This is a genomic window from Lysinibacillus sp. NPDC094177, from assembly GCF_050279145.1.
GTDB lineage: Bacteria > Bacillota > Bacilli > Bacillales_A > Planococcaceae > Lysinibacillus.
Map to the genome: position 1 here is coordinate 1 of NZ_JBNNTW010000020.1, position 19,287 is coordinate 19,287.

The 19,287-nt window shown below is 38.7% G+C and carries 17 protein-coding genes; all 17 read right to left on the bottom strand.

Features of this window, described 5'->3' with window-relative positions:
* Positions 1 to 866: 866 nt before the first annotated feature.
* The 17 genes from ACQKNC_RS20830 to tilS all read right to left on the bottom strand — a co-directional run bounded on the left by ACQKNC_RS20830 (position 867) and on the right by tilS (position 19,283).
* Positions 867 to 1,139, bottom strand: a complete 273-nt coding sequence (locus ACQKNC_RS20830; RefSeq protein ID WP_427426638.1) for a hypothetical protein — start codon at positions 1,137 to 1,139, stop codon at positions 867 to 869.
* Positions 1,140 to 1,428: 289 nt separating this feature from the next.
* Entirely contained in the window at positions 1,429 to 2,931 is a 1,503-nt protein-coding gene (gene lysS, locus ACQKNC_RS20835) for a lysine--tRNA ligase (RefSeq protein WP_427426639.1), read from the bottom strand.
* A 184-nt stretch (positions 2,932 to 3,115) separates the two neighbouring features.
* Positions 3,116 to 4,156, bottom strand: a complete 1,041-nt coding sequence (gene dusB / locus ACQKNC_RS20840; protein ID WP_427426640.1) for a tRNA dihydrouridine synthase DusB — start codon at positions 4,154 to 4,156, stop codon at positions 3,116 to 3,118.
* A gap of 99 nt (positions 4,157 to 4,255) precedes the next feature.
* Positions 4,256 to 4,777 carry a 2-amino-4-hydroxy-6-hydroxymethyldihydropteridine diphosphokinase gene (folK, locus tag ACQKNC_RS20845; protein WP_427426641.1) on the bottom strand — a complete coding sequence of 174 codons (522 nt, stop codon included), beginning with the start codon at positions 4,775 to 4,777 and terminating at the stop codon, positions 4,256 to 4,258.
* Positions 4,777 to 5,142 carry a dihydroneopterin aldolase gene (gene folB, locus ACQKNC_RS20850; RefSeq protein ID WP_427426642.1) on the bottom strand — a complete coding sequence of 122 codons (366 nt, stop codon included), beginning with the start codon at positions 5,140 to 5,142 and terminating at the stop codon, positions 4,777 to 4,779. The genes folK and folB overlap by 1 nt, the downstream gene beginning before the upstream one ends.
* Entirely contained in the window at positions 5,142 to 5,996 is an 855-nt protein-coding gene (folP, locus tag ACQKNC_RS20855; RefSeq protein ID WP_427426643.1) for a dihydropteroate synthase, read from the bottom strand. The genes folB and folP overlap by 1 nt, the downstream gene beginning before the upstream one ends.
* 13 nt (positions 5,997 to 6,009) lie before the next feature.
* Complete coding sequence (gene pabC / locus ACQKNC_RS20860; RefSeq protein WP_427426644.1) at positions 6,010 to 6,849, bottom strand: aminodeoxychorismate lyase; 840 nt, start codon at positions 6,847 to 6,849, stop codon at positions 6,010 to 6,012.
* Complete coding sequence (gene pabA, locus ACQKNC_RS20865; protein ID WP_427426645.1) at positions 6,850 to 7,431, bottom strand: aminodeoxychorismate/anthranilate synthase component II; 582 nt, start codon at positions 7,429 to 7,431, stop codon at positions 6,850 to 6,852.
* The gene (gene pabB, locus ACQKNC_RS20870) at positions 7,428 to 8,837 is read right to left on the bottom strand and encodes an aminodeoxychorismate synthase, component I (RefSeq protein WP_427426646.1); all 1,410 of its coding nucleotides are present in this window, start codon (positions 8,835 to 8,837) and stop codon (positions 7,428 to 7,430) included. The genes pabA and pabB overlap by 4 nt, the downstream gene beginning before the upstream one ends.
* A 247-nt stretch (positions 8,838 to 9,084) precedes the next feature.
* Positions 9,085 to 10,014, bottom strand: a complete 930-nt coding sequence (gene cysK, locus ACQKNC_RS20875; protein ID WP_427426647.1) for a cysteine synthase A — start codon at positions 10,012 to 10,014, stop codon at positions 9,085 to 9,087.
* 599 nt (positions 10,015 to 10,613) lie between these two features.
* On the bottom strand, positions 10,614 to 11,585 hold the full coding sequence (locus ACQKNC_RS20880) for a peptidyl-prolyl cis-trans isomerase (protein WP_427426648.1): 972 nt from the start codon (positions 11,583 to 11,585) through the stop codon (positions 10,614 to 10,616).
* Positions 11,569 to 12,450, bottom strand: a complete 882-nt coding sequence (gene hslO, locus ACQKNC_RS20885; RefSeq protein ID WP_427426649.1) for an Hsp33 family molecular chaperone HslO — start codon at positions 12,448 to 12,450, stop codon at positions 11,569 to 11,571. The genes ACQKNC_RS20880 and hslO overlap by 17 nt, the downstream gene beginning before the upstream one ends.
* A gap of 21 nt (positions 12,451 to 12,471) precedes the next feature.
* Positions 12,472 to 13,239 carry a type III pantothenate kinase gene (locus ACQKNC_RS20890; protein WP_427426650.1) on the bottom strand — a complete coding sequence of 256 codons (768 nt, stop codon included), beginning with the start codon at positions 13,237 to 13,239 and terminating at the stop codon, positions 12,472 to 12,474.
* A gap of 743 nt (positions 13,240 to 13,982) precedes the next feature.
* Positions 13,983 to 14,816: an aldo/keto reductase gene (locus ACQKNC_RS20895; protein ID WP_427426651.1), complete on the bottom strand. Its 834-nt coding sequence runs from the start codon at positions 14,814 to 14,816 to the stop codon at positions 13,983 to 13,985.
* A gap of 151 nt (positions 14,817 to 14,967) precedes the next feature.
* Positions 14,968 to 16,992 (bottom strand): ATP-dependent zinc metalloprotease FtsH, encoded by a 2,025-nt coding sequence (gene ftsH, locus ACQKNC_RS20900; protein WP_427426652.1) that lies wholly within the window; start codon positions 16,990 to 16,992, stop codon positions 14,968 to 14,970.
* Positions 16,993 to 17,269: 277 nt separating this feature from the next.
* Positions 17,270 to 17,812, bottom strand: a complete 543-nt coding sequence (gene hpt, locus ACQKNC_RS20905) for a hypoxanthine phosphoribosyltransferase (RefSeq protein WP_427426653.1) — start codon at positions 17,810 to 17,812, stop codon at positions 17,270 to 17,272.
* A gap of 64 nt (positions 17,813 to 17,876) precedes the next feature.
* Positions 17,877 to 19,283 (bottom strand): tRNA lysidine(34) synthetase TilS, encoded by a 1,407-nt coding sequence (gene tilS, locus ACQKNC_RS20910; protein ID WP_427426654.1) that lies wholly within the window; start codon positions 19,281 to 19,283, stop codon positions 17,877 to 17,879.
* Between the last annotated feature and the right edge of the window lie 4 nt (positions 19,284 to 19,287).

The window sequence follows — 19,287 nt, forward strand, 5'->3', positions numbered from 1 at the left end:
GTCCTGAGCCAGGATCAAACTCTCCATAAAAAGAAATTTGATTAGCTCAAATTGTTTTGCTGGCATCATGTTTGATGTCCAAAATTTTGTTTTTTTTCACTAACTCAAGGTTAGCTATTAAAAACTTTATTGATTACGTTTTGCTTGTTCAGTTTTCAAGGTTCATTTTGTTGTCGTTTTATTCAACAACTTTTATAGTATAACATTTCTCGTTTTTGTTGTCAACTCTTTTTCAGAAGTTTTTTTACTCCGTTTCAAAAGCAACAACTCTTATATAATATCACTCTCGGATTTCGATGTCAACATCTTTATTTGATGTTTTTTTCGAATCCGTTTTTGTTTCTTACGTCGTCTTAACGACAAGTAATAATTTATCACGATTCTAATACAACCGCAAGTGTTTTTTTCTATAAAATTATCTCTTTTTATAAAAACAGAATAAGTAAGCTATTTAGTGTTTTTTCGAGCATTAAATAATTCTTATAATCTTCTAGCTATCACTTTATTTGTTTTACTATACAACTCTTTCTTATAAATCTCAATAAACTAAATAAGAAGAGTTTTACTTCGATTAATGTTTAGTCCTATACTTTCTCAAGCTTTCCTTGATAAAGCATCTAAAATCCTACACATTAGAACGCGCCACTGCCTTAACAAATACTCAATCATGAAAAAAGGAGCCAAAGTGATTCTCCTACACCTCGACTCCTACTTATTCATCTTTATTACTTTTTTAAGTTTATTGTTTCGCCACATAACACTAAAAGAAAGCGGGATAAGATACAATAGTAAGTTCCCTTTTCAATTGCGGAATTCAAATTGAAAGTTTGTTTTTTAAACTTAAATCTAAAAATCTACTAATTTACTTAATTGTTTTCTTTATCAGCTACATCTAGGCACCAAGAGAAATTATCCCACGCTGAATACCAGCCACTGAAAATTTCAGAGGAATCATCCCAACGGACATCGAATTTCTTCAGACCGTTTATATCCACTAAATATAAAGTAAGAGTTGGATCTGACTTAGAAACTGCTAATTTCATACCATGTTCAAGCTCTTCTTCAGTTAACAGAACATCTGAAACTGAGCGTACTTGTGCCTGTTCAAATACTTGTTTGTTAAAGATTTTATAATTCATTATAAGCCTCCAATAAAACTTCTGATAATGTCTATTTCTACTTTATTTGAAAATTATAGAACTCTAAAAGTATACCCTATATTCATTCATCATTTAAACCTCTACTTAATTGTTTCTAATATAAACTTTTCAAACATTAATACTCGCAACAAAACAAAACAGGAGTCTTAGTGTTTCTCCTGCACCTCGACTCCTGCTTATACACGATTGCTTCTTGAAGCTATTTTTTCTAGTTCTACTACAACTTCTTTACCCAAGCAGCAGTCATGCTATATCCTTTTTAAAACAATTATTTAGTAATATGACGCATTGTAGGGAATAATAATACGTCGCGAATTGATGGTGAATTTGTAAGAAGCATGATTAAACGGTCGATACCAATACCTAATCCACCTGTTGGAGGCATACCGTATTCTAATGCTTCAATGAAATCATTGTCCATTTCGTGTGCTTCATCATTACCAGCAGCTTTTTCAGCTAATTGAGCTTCAAAACGCTCACGTTGGTCAATTGGATCATTTAGTTCTGTAAAGGCATTTGCATGCTCACGTCGAACGATAAATAGTTCGAAACGGTCTGTGAAACGCTCGTCCTCTGGATTTTTCTTTGCTAGAGGTGAGATTTCTACTGGATGACCATAAACAAATGTAGGTTGAACAAGAGTCTCCTCAATCTTTTGCTCGAAGAACTCGTTAATAATATGCCCTACCTCATGTGTTTCTTTAACTTCTACCCCATGTTCTTTAGCAAGTGCTTGAGCTTGCTCTTTAGTCATAGGTTGCCAGAAGTCTACACCTGTAGCTTCTTTTACTGCATCTACCATATGAACTCGTTTCCAACCTACAGCAAGATTAATTTCATCTTCACCATATTGAACTGTAGTAGTGCCCAAAACTTCTTGAGCTACATGAGCAATAAGGTTTTCTGTTAGAGACATAATATCTTTGTAGTCTGCATACGCTTCATACAGCTCTATCATTGTGAATTCAGGATTGTGGCGTGTTGAAATCCCTTCATTTCGGAAAACACGACCAATTTCATACACTTTCTCTAGTCCACCAACAATTAGACGTTTCAAATGCAGTTCGATTGCAATACGCATATATAATTCCATATCAAGTGCATTATGGTGTGTAATAAACGGACGAGCCGCTGCACCACCTGCAATTGTATGAAGCATTGGTGTTTCTACTTCTAAATATCCTGCGTTATCTAAATAATTGCGAATAGCACGGATAATTTTAGAACGTGTAATGAATGTCGTTTTACTATCCTCATTCGTCATTAAATCTAAATAACGTTGACGATAACGTTGTTCAACATCTTGTAAGCCATGGAATTTTTCCGGCATAGGGCGTAGAGCTTTTGATAGGAATGTAAATTCTTCAGCTTTTACTGAAAGCTCACCTACTTGTGTTCGGAATACATTACCACGAATCCCTACGATATCACCTAGGTCAGCCTGTTTAAATAATTCATATGCTTCTTCGCCAACATGATCTTGACGTACGTAAATTTGAATTTGGCCACCTAGATCTTGAATATGTGCAAAGCCAGCTTTTCCTTTACCACGTTTCGTCATAATACGACCCGCAATAATTACCTCTTGTAGGTTTTCCTCTAGCTGCTCTTTTGTTTGATCTGCAAATTGTTCACGCACTTCTGTTGATAAATGCGTACGTTCAAAACGACTACCAAATGGATCTTGACCATTTTCTCGAATAGTCGTCATTTTTTGGCGTCTCACCAAAAGCTGATCATTTAATTCTTCTATGTTTGACACTTGTTTCACTCCTTATTAAATTGTCCGCGTTGCGTTTACGTCCATAATATTTCTATTGTACACAATTTTTTTGCTGTAATCATCTGTTTCGATTTAATTTCCATAAGAGAAGAAATGATTAATAATTCTAAAAATTAATGTTGGCAGAAAAATAGACGTCTCAAAACGAACAGCGAGACGTCTATTTAATGTATTAAAGAATTAACTCTTTTGCTTCTGGTACTATTAATTTAGATTCAAGCTCTTCATAGTCTTGTACAATTCCATTTAATAGCGCACGAAGCTCTACCGCAGTTTCTGTTTGGTTAATCGCTTTACGCGCTTTACCATTACCGCGAATACCTTTTAAATACCATGAAGCATGTTTACGCATTTCACGTACCGCCACACCTTCTCCTTTTAATTGCATAAGGCGTTCAAAGTGAAGCAAACACACATCAATTTTTTCACGTACACTTGGCTCTTCCTTTAGCTCACCAGTTTCAAGGTATTGAACTGTACGATAAATCATCCATGGATTACCTAAAGCAGCGCGTCCAATCATTACTGCATCTACCCCAGTAGTATCAAGCATACGTTTTGCATCTTGAGGAGTTTCTACATCACCATTACCAAGCACAGGAATTTTTACATTTTCCTTCACTTGACGAATGAAATCCCAATTTGCTTTTCCTTCGTACATTTGTACACGTGTACGCCCATGAACAGCTACTGCTGAAGCACCAGCACGTTCGGCAGCTTGTGCGTTCTCAACAGCAAAGATATGCTCGTCATCCCAACCAATACGCATTTTTACGCTAACAGGTTTTTTTACTGCATCTACAACAGCCGCTACCATTTCATATAATTTATTCGGATCTAAAAGTAAACGGGCGCCCGCTTCACATTTAATAATTTTATTAACCGGGCAGCCCATATTAATATCGATAATATCAGCAGTTGTGTTTTCATCTACATACTTGGCCGCTTCAACTAGTGTTGCCTTATCGCCACCGAAAATTTGCAATGAAAGTGGATTTTCACGCTCATCGATATAAAGCATGCCTAGTGTTTTTTCGTTCTTCTGGACAATCCCTTTATCACTAATCATTTCTGCATATACTAGCCCTGCTCCGAACTCCTTGACAGTTAAACGGAAAGCAGAGTTACAAATTCCAGCCATTGGCGCTAATACGACACGGTTGTCCATGACTATATCACCAATTTGAAACGGCTTCTCAGTTGCCTGACTCAACGTTGTTTTCCTCCTTCTATAGGTTTTCACCTATTTATATATATCTATTAGTTATAGGCAGTCAATACACCGATAATCTTTGACTACCGGATTAGAAACTTAATTAACGGACTGCATAATTTTCAGCTCTTCTGATGCTTGCCATAAAGTTACGCCTTCCTCTTCGCAATCCATCTGTTGCATTATATCATGTGCCCTTTGCAGCTGTTTTCCAGCTGGTGCAGGCGTAATTTCTATCAGTGGTACTAATACGAAAGCACGCTCATACATTCTTGGATGCGGAACAATTAAGCACTCTGTTTCAATATTTTCATGATTGTAGAGCAAGATGTCAAGGTCAATGATTCGAGGGCCCCATCGAAATTCGCGAACACGCCCTAATTCACTTTCAACCCATTGGCAAGTTTTCAGCATTTCGGCAGATGAATAACTCGTTTTAATATGAACAGCAATATTTAAAAAATCTGCTTGGTCAGTGTAGCCTACAGCAGCCGTTTCATAAACAGAAGAAATGTGTACAACTTCAATTTCCGCTTTGCCCTTTAAAAGGGTAACAGCATCTTGTAAGTTTTCAAATCGATCTCCCATATTTGTACCGATTGATAAATACACATCATTCATTAGAAATCACCTCTCGTTACCTCTACCGATACTTCTTTATAATAACCATGGATTGGCGGGTCTGGTTTAATAAGCTCCACGCGAACACCCTTAACCTTTTCTGAGTATGTCTCTAAAATACTGTTTGCTATTTTGGATACAAGTGCTTCAATAAGCTTGAATGGCTCTCCTTCTACGATGTCACGGCATAACGCATAAACCTCTGCATAGTTTACCGTATGATTTAAGTCATCAGTCTCTCCAGCCTTTGTCATATCTACAGAAAGTGAAACATTGGCACGGAAGCGTTGGCCGAGTGTTGTTTCCGCTACTAACACACCATGATAGCCGTAAAACTGCATATCCTTTAAATGAATATAGTCCATCACGCTTCCTCCTTATAAATACGCTTACCAACTAAAATATCAGCCATATGTGTAGCTCGCGCCATTTCCTTTACATCATGCACACGAATCATATGGCAGCCCTTTTCAATACCGTAAACAACTGTTGCTCCCGTTCCTTCTAAACGCTCCTCAACCGGTAGCTTTAAGACATTACCAATCATTGATTTACGTGAAGTCGCTAACAAAACAGGATAACCCATTGCAACTAGGTCATCTAAATGCTGCATCATTTCTATATTTTGAGCGGTAGTTTTCGCAAAGCCTATGCCCGGATCTAAAATTATATGGCTATCTGGTATACCTGCATCCTTGGCAATAGCAATACTCTTCTCTAAGTCGGCCTTTGCCGCCATCCAGAAGTTAGCACCATAATCAGTGTTGTCTCGATTATGCATTAAAATAATCGGTACATTTAAGTCTGCAGCAACCTGAGCGATCTCAGGTTCAGCTTTTGCTCCCCAAATATCATTAATAATATGCGCACCTGCTTCAATAGCCGCACGCGCTACGTTCGCTTTATACGTATCAACCGATATAACAGCTGGCACTTCAGCTACTAACGCTTGAATAACTGGTACAATTCTTGCAATTTCATCTTCATCAGAAACACGTTCATAGCCTGGTCGTGTTGATTCTCCGCCAACATCAATAATTTTAGCGCCCTCAGCTACCATTTTTTTTGCTTGTGCAACAGCAGCTTCAACGTTATTATACTTTCCTCCATCTGAAAATGAATCCGGTGTGATATTTAAAATACCCATCACAAAAGTTTCCGCTGTATAGTCTAACGTGATACCTTTAATAGTTAATGGTGTTGTATATTTTTCTAGCATGTTAACTCTCCTTCTATTCTTGTTCCACTTCATTGACAAATGCTTCATGTAAACGCGAATAAACGGGCCCTTTATTGCCTAGTAACTGCTTGTTCTCTAATTTACGAATTGGAACTAGCTCTTGTATAGAGTTGGTAATAAAGCATTCTGTGCTTTGCTCTACATCCTCTCTAGTAAAGAAACCCTCTCTTACCTTAATCCCTAAAGATTGAGCTCGCTCAATTACCCACGCTCGGATAATTCCAGGTAAAATACCAGTCTCTAAGGAAGGCGTATATAGTATATCATCTTTCACCCAAAAGATATTTGATGTTACACCTTCAGCAACAAAGCCACCTTCCGTTAAAAAGAAGCCCTCTTGTTGCGCCAAAGATGGCATCTCAAAGCGCCCAAGTACGTTATTGCCATAATGGTGTGATTTCACTCGAAGTCCTTTTTCAGGAGTATTACGCGGTGTTACAAGCCACTGTGCGTTTTTTTCCATACCTCGAGGTGCATCATGTAATTCTTTGCGAAAAACAATAACATTTGGATGTCTATATTGAGTAGGCTGTAAACCGATACTATGCTCTCCAGCTGAGACATTTATACGGAAATAACCATCCTGTCCATTAGCCTGTTCATTTAATTGCTGAACAACCTTAAGTAAATCCCCTTCAGTATACGGCATATGAATACGGTATTGAGAAAGGGCAGTTTGTAATCTTTCCATATGTGCTTCCCAGCAAAACACCTTTCCCTTATACGTTCGAAACGTTTCAAAAAAGCCTAACCCATATAAAAACCCATGATCAAATGGTGAAATGCGCAAATCCTGCGCCGCTACATAGTCTCCATTCATCCAGCACAGCATTTACTTCGCTCCCTCAACATATAAATCTATAAACTGACGCAGAAGCTTTTTACCTTGCTCCGTCATAATCGATTCAGGATGGTATTGCACTCCCTCAATTGGATGGTCCCTATGACGAATGCCCATAATTTCGCCTTCTTCTGTCCATGCAGTCACCTCAAAACATGCCGGTAACGTTTCCTTCTCTACAATTAAGGAGTGGTAACGAGTAGCTGCAAATGGATTTGGCATCCCCTTATGCAAACCTATTTCAGCATGTAGCACAGGTGATGTTTTACCATGCATCAAACGCTCAGCTCGTATAACATTCCCTCCGAATACTTGGGCAATAGCTTGATGGCCAAGACAAACGCCTAAAATCGGAATATTTCCCGCGAAATACTTAATAATATTCAGGCTTTCACCCGCTTCATCCGGACTACATGGCCCTGGTGAAATAACAATCATATCCGGTGCAAGTTGCTCAATATCTTTCACCGTCAATACATCGTTTCTTTTTACCACCAATTCATGACCAAATTCTCCAAAATACTGTACTAGGTTATACGTAAAAGAATCGTAGTTATCAATCATTAAAATCATTTTGCTCGCTCCTCTGCCATTGCCTTTGCCTGCCACATCGCCTTCGCTTTATTTAAAGATTCTTGATATTCTCTCTCTGGAACAGAATCAATAACAATGCCTGCTCCTGCCTGAATATGCGCTACTCCATCTTTAACAAATGCTGTACGAATAACAATATTAAATTCCATATCGCCTGTATAACCTAGCCAGCCAATTGAACCCGTATATAATCCTCGTCTTACAGGTTCTAATTCTTCAATAATCTCCATCGTACGGATTTTAGGTGCCCCTGTTATTGTTCCTCCCGGGAACATGGCACGGATAACGTCTGCATTGGTTTTCCCTTCAGCTATTTCTCCTCGTACATTGGAAACAATATGCATCACGTGTGAATAGCGTTCAATCACCATGAACTCATCCACTTCAACCGTCCCATATGTAGATACTCTTCCTAAATCATTGCGCTCTAAATCAACAAGCATTACATGTTCAGCACGTTCCTTATCGTTATCAATCAATTCCTGCGCTAATGCCAAATCCTCTGCCTCAGATTTCCCTCTTGGTCGTGTACCAGCAATTGGTCGAGTAGACAACTCATTACCGTGACGCTTCACCAAAAGCTCAGGTGAACCAGAAACAACAGCAAAATCCGGTGCTTCTATATACGCCATATAAGGAGAAGGATTAAATGTGCGTAATGCTTCATATACATCCATTGCAGTTGCGTTTAACTTTTTGGATTGACGTACTGACAAATTCACTTGAAATACATCGCCTTGCGCTATGTATGTTTGAATTTTACTTACCGCTTCCTCAAAGGCAGTCCCAGCAAACGAAACTAACAATTCACTTTCGTCATTTACTATTTCTACAGCGCTTGTTTTTTCAAATTTACGTGTAAGCAAGCCTTCTTGCGCTGCCCCTTGCCACACATTAGCCCATTCTTCCAAATCCACATTACTGTCTGCTAGCTTCATAAGCGTTACTTTATTTGTTTTCACATCATGCACTGCCCAGCAATCAAAAATATAAAAGTAGATATCTGGTACATGTAAATCATCTTCAGCAATATTAGGTAAAACTTCAATTTTACGAGCGTAATCGTATGCAACAAACCCGATAGCTCCACCTTGAAAAACAGGAAGCTCAACATTATATGAAATGTGATATTTCTCCACTAATGCTTCTAACAAAGCAAGAGGCTCACCGTTTAAATTTTCAGTCTCGCCATTTCTCCAATTTACTAGTAAACCATCCTCGACCGATTGTGCTGTAGCTAACGGATTCCAAGCAGCTATTGTAAAATTCCCTCCGCGTCCGCTTTCTAAAAACACATGTGCTTGTTCTGCTTCTGTTTGCTTCTTATAACTATAAAAAAATGAGTCTGCATCCATCGGTATTGTTTTCGTAAGTATTGTCTTCAAGTTGCTATTCCCCTTTAAGTCATATGATGTGATTCCATCTTAACTTGAATATTGCTTGGAAGCGAATATTTTTCAATAGTCTCGATCAATTTAATTGCTGAATATTTCTACATCGAAACCGTTAAGAACTAACGGCTACATCCTACAAGAACTCGATGATGTAGCACTTCAGCCCAGACGCCTTAGTTTCTTTATCAAATAAAAAAGACTCCTCGTTAAAGGAGCCTTAACCGTACAAATAATTAGATTAGTCTTCGAATTGATATAAAGGTGTTGATAAATAACGTTCTCCATTAGAAGGTACGATTGCAAGAACATTTGAGCCCTTACCTAAACGTTTTGCTGCTTCAATAGCAACATGAATAGCCGCACCTGATGAAATACCGCATAAGATGCCTTCTTCGCGCGCCACTTTACGAGCCACCTCGAAAGCAATCTCATTTTCAACTGGGAATACAGTAGAATACACATCTGTATCTAACACTTCAGGTACGAAGCCAGCTCCGATACCTTGAATTTTATGAGGCCCCGGTTGCCCCCCAGAAAGTACCGGTGAATCTTTTGGCTCAACAGCAATAATTTCAATATCTGGATATTTCTCTTTTAACACAGCACCTGCACCTGTAATTGTACCACCTGTACCAACACCAGCAACAAATGCATCTAATTTTAAACCGTCAAATGCTTCTACAATTTCTGGACCAGTTGTTAAACGGTGAATAACAGCATTAGCCGGGTTCGTGAATTGTTGTGGCAAGAAGTAGCCATGCTCAGCAGCTAGTTCCTCCGCCTTAGAAATTGCACCTTTCATACCTGCTGGTCCAGGTGTTAATACAAGATCCGCACCATATGCACGTAATAAGTTGCGACGCTCTAAGCTCATTGTTTCTGGCATTACTAAAATCGCTTTATAGCCTTTAGCGGCAGCAATCATCGCAAGACCAATACCTGTATTACCAGAAGTAGGCTCAATAATTGTACCACCCGGCTTTAATGTACCGTCTTTTTCAGCCGCTTCAATCATCGCTAAAGCTAAACGGTCTTTCACTGAGCTGCCTGGGTTAAAATATTCTAATTTTACATAAACAGTACCTTCGTTTTCACCTGTTGCATGATTTAATTTAACAATTGGTGTTTTACCAACTAATTCAGCTACTGAATTTGCTAATCTACTCATTTATCCATCCACTCCTAATCCCTACTAATTTTATAGGTTTTACTTATTTTGATTTTATCAATTTTTCCATTCGATTGTCAATAAATAAAACTTATATTTTCAGAATATTTATTGCAACCGATCCAAACATAACTTAGGACAATTTTGCATTGGTGTAATCACATCTTTAGGCCAACATTTGCTGAATAAAGGTAAACAAAAATCTGCTCAATATCTTGGGGTAGCCATACTCCGTTGACGCTAAACGTCTACAGGGTTTCCCCGGCTCACTTTCCCCGCAGATATCTCGCAGATTCTTTAACTTCTTTCAGCAAATGTTTTATGTAGCGAAAGCAAAGCGTCAGCTACAAATGTTTTTTGTACCGAAAGCGTAGCGACAGATACAGAAGTCTCCCACCTATATAGATGGTGAGCCGAAATAGAGGAACTCAGTCTAAGAACGCCACGTCCTGTGGCAACGACTGAGTGACCAACATCGTGTTGGCCTAAAGCCTCCGGCGGATGTCACGGAATCGGAAAAGGATCTTAGCCTAAGCACAAAGCCGATTCCGGACGCAATTATGCCGAGGCATAATTGATACTTATTTCAGAGCAATCTGTTATTTACCTTTTTTCGCTTCACCGTAATACCAAGTTGCATTGAATTCAGACCAAAATGTTTCCGGTGTAACATGTTGTGGCAATTGCTCTAATGCAAGTTCACGTTCAATATGTTCTTTCACATCGTCATATGTAAAGGATTGTCCTTCTGTAATCTCTTGAACTTGTACAATTCCGTAATGACCGTTAGCAAGCTTAAATGCTTTACTAACCTCACCTGCTTTTAAAGCCTTCACTGCTTTTAAAATGGCAGGATCAATATTTTCCTGTTTTTCTGTGAGGAAACCAATATCTCCGCCTAAGCTAGCTGATGCGCTGTCTACTGATATTTCACGTGCTAACACCGAAAAATTAGAGGCATTTTTCATTTCACTTAATGCTTCCTCAGCAGCTTTTTTTGAATCCACTTCGATAAAATTCGTACGATAGCTTGTTTTCGTATTGTACAGCGCCTGATTTTCCTCATAATATTTTTCAATACTGTCTTCTTTTATAACCACATCTTTTGTCAGTACCTTATCCAAAATAAGCTGTGAGCGAATTTTTTGTCGCAGTTGCTCAGCAGAAAGGTTTTGCATTGCAGTATCAAATTTATCTTGAGCAGAACGCATTAAGGCTAACTCTAAATCAATCTCTTTATCTGTTACTTGTATTTTAAATTTTTTGGCTGCCTTTTCCATTACAGATTCATTCACTAAATTTTGTAGCGTCTCTTTACCATAGCGTTCTTCCATGGCAACCATCCACTCTTGACGTGTAATAATTTCCCCGTCAACGGCAGCGACTTGCTCGTCGCTACCAATTTCCTGGCCTTTATTAGGGATTAACCAAGTAATGAACCATAAAATATTTCCTAATAATAAAATTGCAATAACTGTTAAAGCAGGTTTTGTCTTCAGTCGGCGTTGCAATAAGGGCGTTTGGTTGGGTGTTACAGTGGATAAAGGGCGTCGATTACGCGTTGAGCTCATCGATAAATCCTTCTAACTCTTCTTTTGAGAAATGGTATGTTTCTAAACAGAAGTGACATTCTGCTTCTGCTTCGCCATCTTCTTCAATCATTTCTCGGATTTCCTGTGTCCCTAACCCTAAAATCGCTGCACCAAATCGCTCTTTTGAACATTGACATTTAAATTCTACCGGCATGGAATCTAAAATTTGTAGATGGCCTTTTCCTAATACAGCTTCTAAAATTTGCTCTGGTGTAAAACCTTTTTCAATCATTTTTGAAACAGGTTCTAAAGTAGCAAGATGCTGTTCGATTTCATTGATTGTCTGTTCTTCGCAGCCTGGCATTAATTGAAGAATGAATCCTCCAGCTGCAAGAATTGTGTTGTCTGGGTTTACTAAAACCCCTAATCCAACTGATGAAGGCACTTGCTCTGACGTAGCGAAATAGTAAGTAAAGTCCTCAGCAATTTCACCTGATACAATTGGTGTTTGTCCAGAGAACATGTCTCTCAAACCAAGATCTTTTACGATTGTTAATGCACCCTCTGTTCCAACACCTGCTCGAACATCAAGCTTGCCGTGCTCGTTTAAATCGAAATGAACGTGAGGATTTGTTACAAAGCCACGAACTTCACCATGCGCGTTACTGTCAACTACCATTGGACCGATAGGACCGTTCCCTTCAATTTTAACGGTGATTTTTTCCTCACCTTTTAACATGGCGCCCATCATCACCGCAGCAGTCATAGAGCGACCAAGGGCTGCTGACACAACGGGCCATGTATTATGACGACGTTGCGCTTCTCCTACAGTTGCTGTTGTACAAGTTGCAAAAACACGAACCTGGCCGTTGAACCCTAAACCTCGTACTAAATAGTCTTTCATAAATGAAATGTCCCTCATTTCTTATTGATTGCGTTTATATAGCTTATATAAGCCTTTTAATGTTAAAAACGGGTCGACTACATCAATAGCTTGCGTCTCCCCAGCAATTAAATTTGCTAGTCCTCCAGTAGCAATTACTAAAGGCTCTTCCTTACTTTGTGCTTTCATGCGATTAACAATTCCCTCAACTTGCCCAACAAAGCCATAAAAAATTCCGGCCTGCATCGCAGATACGGTTGTCTTTCCAACAATATGTGTAGAGCGCAATATTTCAATACGTGGCAATCTAGCTGCCTGTGTATAGAGCGCCTCCGTTGAAATCGAAATACCCGGAGCTATAGCACCACCCATATAATCGCCCTTTTCGTTTAAGTAACAATACGTTGTGGCAGTACCAAAATCAACAATAATCAATGGTGCTGTATACGCATCAAGAGCTGCAATAGCGTTAACTATGCGATCTGAACCAACTTCACGTGGATTTTCATATTTAATATTCAATCCTGTTTTCACACCTGGTCCTACAACGAGCGGTTTTTTACGAAAATACTTTTGACACATCGTTTCTAACGAAAACATTATTGGTGGTACAACAGAGGATATAATAATGCCTGTAACCTGTTCAAATGAAATACCTGCATGATTAAAGAAAGATAATACTTGCATAGCGTATTCATCTTCTGTTTTATGAAGGTCTGTCACCATACGCCAATGGAAGGCCAATTGATCGTTGTCATCATAGACACCTAATACGATATTCGAATTTCCTGCATCTAAAACTAATATCATGGCTGATGCCTCCTATTTATTGCCCTCACCGTAATTGTACCTGTCACAATGCGATTGATACAACTAAAACAATGCATACTCATGCACAAAAAATCGAATTAAACACTTTAGAAAATGATACCACACTTTTATTCCTACGAAATAGCATACATGCTCACTCTAAAAAGGAGCCACCCTCATATTAGGTAGCTCCTTTCAATTAAATTTAATTACTATCACCAAAACGTGGTGTTGATTTCCGTTCCGGCTGGGCGCTTTCCTGGGGGCGTCCGATGAGCCGCTTCACTCGCGTTGCTCGCTCCAGGGTCTCATCTGTGACGCTGATCCCCAAGGAGTCGCCCAGCCTCCACTCCAATCAACCAATCTACTTAGCGTGTATCTTCTGGCAGGGTACTCTATTTATAGTTATAAAAAAACTTCAACAAAATGTGGTTTTGTGCGAAAGTGTAGCGTTAGCAATAACAGGTCGACAATTACTTCCCTGTTATAGGTCGTAATATTATTCACTTTTGAAATGAATAATATTTTATAAAAATTCTACGCTACCGCTGATTGGAGTGGAAGGCTACTCGACTCCCGTGGGAAAGCGAGACAGACGAGACCCTGCACGGAGCGTAAGCGAAGGAAGCGGCTCGACGCTCGCCCACAGGAAAGCGAGTAGCCTGGAACGGAAATCAACTTCACTTTTTTAGTATGAAATTTATTTTGAAAGGAAATACCCACATTAGGTAGCTCCTTACATTTTATTTAAAATTAAATTTTTCTGGGTCTGGTCCGCAACGTAGTCCATCATTTAGTGCATCTAACTGGGCCATTTCTTCCTCTGATAATGCAAAGTCAAAGACCGTTAGATTTTCCGTCATGCGTGTAGGAGTCATTGTTTTTGGAATAGTAACTACACCATGCTGCACATCATAGCGTAAAACGATTTGTGCAGGTGTTTTGCCATATTTAGAAGCTAACTGCTGAATCAATGATTCTTCCAATAAAGAACCATTCATTAGTGGTGACCACGCTTCTACCTGTATTCCTTTTTCCTTACAATATGCACGAACTTCCTCTTGAGTTAAGTGCGGATGGAATTCAATTTGATTAATAACAGGAATAACTGATGTTTCCTTTAATAAGTTTTCTAAATGGTGGACATGGAAATTACTAACTCCAATTGAGCGTACACGTCCATCCTGATAGATTTTTTCAAGCGCTTTATAAACATCAACATAATTTGTATCTATACCTGGCCAATGAACTAAATATAAATCTAAATAATCTAATCCTAATTTCTCTAAACTATTATCATAAGCTGCAAGTGTTTCTTCATAGGAGAGTCCATCATTCCAAACCTTTGATGTTACGAATAGTTCTTCACGTGTTACTAAGCCCTCGTCAATAGCTGCGCGAATTCCTCGCCCAACACTTTCTTCATTGCGATATACTTGAGCTGTATCAATGCTACGGTAACCTTTTGCAATAGCTGTTTTTACCGCCTCAGCCAAGTTATCCCCTTCAGGTACTCGAAAAACGCCATAGCCGATTAACGGCATCTCTAAACCATTATTCAATGTTACATTTCCCACTTTTCAACACTCCTATCTATTTTGGTCCTAAAAGAACCTTTATACACAGCTGCGCAATATAGGTTCTATCGTAATACCCATTACCGAAAAAAGGCAAAGAAAAAGACTGCTTACTAAAATCGTAAACAGTCTTTCCCATATTAATCACGTATTAATCACGCTTTTCATCGATACCTTTTGGTGTATCAATCGACTCTCTACCTTCTTTAGGTAAATCAGCTGTTGTTGGATCTGGCTCATTGCTAAGCAATTCTTTTTGAACAGCCTGTTCACCAACTACATCTAATATTGGTTGAGCTTCAGCTTTAGGAGCTTTTTCCACAACCGGTTCTACCTCAGGTTCCGGTAAGACACCGTGATCACGTAAGTGCTCGATTTCTTGCGCATTCAATGTTTCTTTTTGCATTAATGTGTTTGCAATTAAATCAAGTAAATGACGTTTTTCAGTTAGGATTCGTTTAGTACGCTCATATTGCGAATCGATAATTTTTTGCATTTCCTTATCAATTTCATAAGCGATTGAATCAGAATAGTTTTGATCTGAATTAAAGTCACGACCAAGGAATACATTCCCACCCTGACTTGAACCAAACTGCATTGCACCAAGATTTTCACTCATACCATATTCAGTAACCATGGCACGTGCAATACTTGTTACCTTTTGGAAGTCGTTATGTGCCCCAGTAGATACTTCACCAAGTACGATTTCCTCTGCCACACGACCACCAAGAAGTCCGGCAATACGGTCTAGTAGTTCTTGTTTTGTTGTGAAGAAACGTTCTTCCTTCGGTAACATAATCGCGTAACCTCCAGCTTGACCACGAGGAACGATTGTTACTTTGTGAACTGTATCTGCTTCATCTAACTCTAAACCAACAACTACGTGGCCGGCTTCGTGGAATGATACAAGTTTCTTCTCTTTCGCTGAGTATACACGACTAGCTTTTGCTGGACCTGCAATTACACGGTCAGATGCCTCATCGATATCTGCCATATTAATTGTACGTTTACTTTTACGAGCAGCTACAAGTGCAGCTTCATTTAACAAGTTCTCTAAGTCGGCACCTGAGAAACCTGGTGTACGTTGAGCAACAGCAGCTAAATCCACTGTATCCGATAAAGGCTTGTTACGCGCATGTACTTTTAGAATCGCTTCACGACCTTTTACATCAGGGTGTCCTACTGTAATTTGACGGTCAAAACGACCAGGTCGTAATAACGCTTTATCTAAAATATCTGGGCGGTTTGTTGCAGCGATAATAATAATACCTTCGTTTGCCCCGAAACCATCCATTTCAACTAACAATTGGTTCAGCGTTTGTTCACGCTCGTCATGGCCACCACCAAGACCTGCGCCACGTTGACGACCTACCGCATCAATCTCATCGATAAAGATGATACAAGGTGCGTTTTTCTTTGCATTTTCAAATAAGTCACGAACACGTGATGCACCGACACCGACGAACATTTCTACGAAGTCAGAACCTGAAATCGAGAAGAATGGTACGCCTGCCTCACCTGCCACTGCACGTGCAAGTAATGTTTTACCTGTACCAGGAGGACCTACAAGTAAGATACCTTTTGGAATTCGAGCACCAATTTCAGTAAATTTACGGTGATCTTTTAAGAAATCAACAACCTCTACAAGCTCTGCTTTCTCTTCATCAGCACCCGCTACATCTGTAAAACGAACTTTTTTCTTCTGATCATCATAAAGTTTGGCTTTACTTTTACCAAAGCTCATCACCTTATTACCGCCACCTTGAGATTGACTCATTAGGAAGAAGAATAAGAAAATGATAATGATGAAAGGAATAATCCCTGTAAAGAACTGAATCCATCCACTTGTTTCTGGTGCAGTTAAATATTTAATATTACTATTCGTATCCTTAGCAGCTTTATCGATGCGTTCCATTAAAGCTTGGTTATCACGAGGGATATTTACTGTAAAGCGTTGTCCCTTTTCATACCCCTTCAATGTACCTTCAACGATGTATACTGATTTATCAGGTTGAATTGTAGCACTTGTTATTTCTTTATTATCTAGAGCTTTTTGAAACTCAGGATAAGATAACTCTTTCGTTGGTGCATTTCCACCATTGAAAGTACCAAAAATACCGATAATCACTAAGAAAATCAGTAAATAGAATATGGTATATCGAAATATTCGATTCATCTCCAGCCTCCTCATTACAAACAGAAAAATTATAAGTAAAATCTTAACATATCATGATTTCATCATACAACGAAAAGCCCTACATAAAAAAAGTTTCATGCGATTTATGTCGAAATCAAAACATATTTATGCATTTATTTACTATGTCCCAGCCTAGTTGTACCTGTTTGATACAGCTGAACAACGTGCATAGATTTTTGAATTATGTTAAATCCATGACCTTCGCTGGAGGTTCTTACTTCTCATAGCTGGTGTTCTTTCGTTAACTTCTTACTTGTTAGAAAGAATATACTTCTGGTTTTAAAATACCGATATACGGTAAATTACGGTATTTTTCAGCGTAATCTAAACCATACCCTACAACAAAACCGTCCGGTACTTCAAAACCAACATAATCAGCATCTAGGTTTACTTTACGACCTGATGGTTTATCTAACAATGTAACGATTTTGATGGATTTTGCTTTGCGGTATTTAAATAAGTCTACTAAATAGCTTAACGTTAAGCCGCTATCAATGATATCCTCGATGATTAATACGTCGCGCCCCTCAACGCTTGTATTTAAATCCTTTAGAATCTTTACTTCCCCTGACGAAACTGTAGCATTGCCGTAGCTAGAAACATCCATAAAGTCTAGCTCAATGAAAGAATCGAAACGTTTCATCAAATCTGTCATAAAAGGCATTGCTCCTTTTAAAACACCAACAGCTAACGGGAATGAATCTTTATATTCCTCTGTCAATTGTGCCCCTAACTCAGCGATTCTTTCTTGTAATTGTTCTTCTGTAATCATAACTTTTTCGATGTCATTTTGTAACATATCGATTCCTCCTCGTGTGTATAAAAAAATGTTCAACCTTTTGCGGTGAAATTTTACAAAGACCTTAGTCTACGATGAGCACTGTATCATCGTTTGGTTGCGGAGAGGTTGAAAAAAACATTCCCATACGCACACCAATTACCGCTACGACCTCATCATATTGAGAAATCAGTAACGGCCAGCTATTTCGCTCATTTAAAGGAATCTTTTCATCTATAAAAAGGCGAGATAAGCGTTTTGGCTGATCCATTCCTTTTAACAGTATTCTGTCCCCTTCCTTACGCGCCCTAACATAGAGTGGAAGTTTGAGTTTGCTAGCGTTAAAATAAAAAAGTTTTGCAGTATCCGTCAACATTTCAGACGATAAATTAGGCAACTCAACTACGCATAAACGTTCACCGTTTGACAGTGTTGTCCACCCATTAGCAGTCGAAATTATCTTTTTTCCAGGAGAAACTTGACCTTCTATTGGCTCTTTCTTCTGAATCGTTAATTTCCCATAACGGCGAACCGCTATAAAATCCTCTGGCAAGTGAACTTCAGCATACCCAGCTGTCGTATCACAAAGCTTTGAAATTGAAGTCAATAAAGCATAACTTTGTATCGTATTTGAATCTTTGTAAAGATAGTTTAATAGTATTAAAATGAGCCTCCTTTGTAAAGCAAGTGGTACCAATTGAAGAGCCTTTATTTCCATGCTATATGTATTTCCGTCTATTCTTTTTACCGTTCTAGAAAATACATCCTCCGCTAAAGTCATTAAATAGGCATCGTCTTCTTGCAATTGTTTTGTAAAATGGGTTACCTGCTCAGTTACTCGTGGGTTTTCTACCTCTAACAAAGGCACCACATGATGTCTAAAACGATTGCGCACATAGGTGTCCTTAGAATTGCTAGCGTCTTCCCGATAATCTAAACCTTGCTTAAGTAAATATTCCCTTATTTCGGACTTTGTAACCGTTAAAAACGGACGAATTAATGATTTCCCTTCAAAAATACGTTGTGAACGTATACCTTGCATACCATTTATCGTTGCATTTTTTGTCAGGGCCATTAATACTGACTCCAGTTGGTCGTCCGCATGATGTGCAGTTACAAGCTTTCTAGCATTTGTTTTTTCCATGACCTCTTTAAAATATTGATACCGTTCTCTACGACAAATAAGCTGTGTATTGCCATTTTCTAAAGCCATAATTTCTGGTATTGAAATAGCCTTTGAATATAAGTATACACCATACTCATCACAATATTTTTGGACAAAAGCTCTGTCCTCAGCAGATGCTTCACCTCTTAGCATATGATCAACATGTACGGCTTCCACCTTAATTCCCCATTGCTCTTTTGTTTTGACAAAATAATGGAGTAAAGCCATTGAATCCACTCCACCCGAAACGGCGATGAGAAGATGGTCGTCTTGCTGTAATAATTGCTCTTCTTCAATAAATAATTTGACCTTTAATTCAAGTGACAAACGC